General features: G+C 35.6%; 4 protein-coding genes (1 of these 4 only partly in view). All 4 read left to right on the plus strand.

Annotated elements, in window-relative coordinates:
• Window positions 1–431, plus strand: a 431-nt coding sequence (locus tag V7137_RS04280; RefSeq protein WP_335696904.1) for a flavin reductase family protein, incomplete at its 5' end; no start/stop codon positions are given.
• 102 nt (window positions 432–533) lie between these two features.
• On the plus strand, window positions 534–1,343 hold the full coding sequence (locus tag V7137_RS04285) for an ABC transporter ATP-binding protein (protein ID WP_335696905.1): 810 nt from the start codon (window positions 534–536) through the stop codon (window positions 1,341–1,343).
• Window positions 1,344–1,464: 121 nt separating this feature from the next.
• On the plus strand, window positions 1,465–2,349 hold the full coding sequence (locus tag V7137_RS04290) for an SCO family protein (RefSeq protein WP_335696906.1): 885 nt from the start codon (window positions 1,465–1,467) through the stop codon (window positions 2,347–2,349).
• 215 nt (window positions 2,350–2,564) lie between these two features.
• A protein-coding gene (locus tag V7137_RS04295; protein WP_438825613.1) for an SH3 domain-containing protein crosses the window boundary here: on the plus strand, window positions 2,565–2,783 show its 5' portion. 366 nt of this gene lie beyond the right edge of the window; only the first 219 of its 585 coding nucleotides appear in the window; the start codon lies at window positions 2,565–2,567; the stop codon falls past the right edge of the window.

The raw sequence follows: 2,783 nt of genomic DNA on the forward strand, positions 1-2,783 counted from the left end.
AATTTGCAACAGGCGTAACCGTGGTACTAACAGACGTTTCTGGAGATGTGCATGGAATGACTGCTAACGCCTTCATGTCTGTATCACTTAATCCAAAACTTGTTGTCATTTCAATTGCTGAAAAAGCTCAAATGCTTGAAAAAATAAAACAAAGCAGAAACTTTTCGGTCAATATATTAGCCGCGGATCAGCAAGAATTATCAATGATTTTTGCCGGGCAAACGAAAAAGCAACAAGGAATTGTGTTTGACCGTCTCGAAGGTTTACCGATTTTACCAGGAACGGTGGCTCAAATTACATGCGAACTAACAGCTGAGCATGTTGAAGGTGACCATACACTTTTTATTGGCAAAGTAACGAATATTAATCTCGAGGATTCTCAACCACTAATTTATTTTAGTGGAAAATATCGATTGCTTGCAGGGGAGTAAATAATGATTCAATAAGTCCTATTAGATAGGACTTATTTTTTATTATCTGAAAATTTGTTAAAATAGAAATACAAAAATTTTGTAAAAAAAGGAGTATAAATAATGGTATTACAACTTGAAAATGTTTCATTATTACGGGAAGGAAATTGGATTTTACAAGATGTGAATTGGAAGATTAATAAAGGCGAACATTGGGTATTATTTGGCTTAAATGGCTCAGGGAAGACCGCCATCTTAAATCTATTAAATGCTTATTATTTTCCTACAAAAGGGAAAGTTACTGTTCTTGGCATGGAATTTGGGAAGACTTATCTAAGTGAGAGATTGCGTAAACAGATCGGATTTGTATCATCCTCACTACAAGAAAAATTCCATCAGGACGACAATGCATTTGAGGTTGTCTTGAGCGGAGCCTTCGCCTCTATTGGTCTGTATGATGAACCGACAGATGCCATGAGAGAAAAGGCTGTAAAACTTTTGGAGACACTTGGTTGCCTTCATTATGCAAACCGAAATTACGTTAAATTATCACAAGGGGAAAAGCAGCGCGTCTTAATTGCACGTGCACTGATGGCTGACCCGGCTTTGCTCATTCTTGATGAGCCGACAAACGGATTAGATTTTATCGCGCGCGAACAACTGTTAGAGTCGATTGAAACAATCGCAGAAAATCCAATTGGTCCGACATTGATCTATGTAACACATCATGTCGAAGAAATCCTGCCTGTTTTCACCAAAACCTTATTATTAAAAAAGGGAAAAGTTTTTGCAGATGGTGAGACAAGTAATTTGATATCAAGTCAGAAACTTACCGAATTTTTCAATCTCCAAGTACATGTCGATTGGCGGAACGACAGACCGATACTATCTAAGGTAGAAGTGGTTGAAAAAGAAAGACTAAAAATCTATTGATTAAGTGTATGATTTTACTAGTTTTGAATAATGTATAAAACTTCACAGATATAAAGTTGAATGTAGTATATAGTGGAAGGGAGTTGAGATATAAAAACATCTAGCTGAGAGGTTGGACAAAATGAAAAGAATTTCTGTCTTCATAATTAGTCTTTTGGTATTATTTATCGCGGGCTGTGGGACATCCAATAATATGACGGTGAAACTAAAAACACCAAAAACATTTACTCCGGGCAAAATATATGCGATGCAATTTACGGTAGAAGGTAAACAGGGAAATCCGGTCGAAGGTGCCAAGGTGAGTGCCGAATTAAATATGAAAAATATGGATCATGGAACAACTCCAGTTACAGTGGAAGAAATAGGCTCTGGCAAATATATTGGAACCGCTAGTTTAGCGATGAACGGTGAGTGGGTTGCTTCTATTAAAGTAGAAAACGATGAGCAAACGGTTGTGGACGAAAAGCCATTTACTGTCGAGGCAAAGACAATGGAGAATGCCCATAAAGTAACAAAAGAGGTAACCTTACCTGATTTTAGGTTAATCGACGAGAATGGACGCTCTGTCACAAAACAGGATTTTATTGGAAAAACTGTTATAATGACGTTTACGTATATAAATTGTCTTGATCCGAATGCTTGTCCAATTTTATTAGCGAATTTCAGCAACTTGCAGCAGGATCTAAAATTGAAAGGAAATAAAACAAATAAAATTTTACTTGTTTCTGTTTCGCTCGACCCCAAAAATGATACACCTAAAGCCATGAAAGAACACGCAATGAAGATGAATTTCGATCTGTCCTACCTGAAAATGTTGACAGGAGATAAGAAGCAGATTCAAAACCTGGCAGACTCACTAGGTGAACATTTCAAAAACAACGGCTCCGAAGTGGTACATGACAACAAAACGTTTATTTTTAATGAGGATGGAAGGTTGACCCATGAATTTAATGGCAGCAGCATTAACCGCAATGAATTATATCAAGTAATAACGTTAGAAAAATAAACAAAAGACCGCTATTTCAAATGATAGCGGTCTTTTAATATTGATTTAATAATGGTGTTTGTGTAAAAAACAATTGATTAATAGAAAATAATTTTGTAAAATATTCCATGTTAAATGATGGAGTGGCAAAAAATGGGAGATAGGAAGGAGAAAAGATGAGAAAAACCCTGCAATTAGTACTGGCATTTTTACTTGTATTTACATTATTTCAACCAATGAATGAAGCTTCTGCTGCAACAAAAAAAGTTACAGTTACTTCAAATAGCGCAAAGGTTTATTCGGCCCCTGGAACAAAATATAGGGTCTTAGGTAAGGTATATAAGGGGAAAACCTTAACTGTTTATTCGATTACCAAAAATAACTGGTATAAAATTACATACAAAAATAAAAAAGCCTATATTGCGAAAAAATACGTTAAAGTTTTTAAAACAACA

Source organism: Neobacillus drentensis (genome assembly GCF_036962765.1).
Taxonomy (GTDB): Bacteria; Bacillota; Bacilli; order Bacillales; family Cytobacillaceae; genus Neobacillus; species Neobacillus drentensis_C.

Bases quoted from the DNA above. Each gene is read 5' to 3' on its own strand.
- V7137_RS04285 (WP_335696905.1), top strand. From the start codon at position 534: ATGGTATTACAACTTGAAAATGTTTCATTATTACGGGAAGGAAATTGG.
- V7137_RS04290 (WP_335696906.1), top strand. From the start codon at position 1,465: ATGAAAAGAATTTCTGTCTTCATAATTAGTCTTTTGGTATTATTTATC.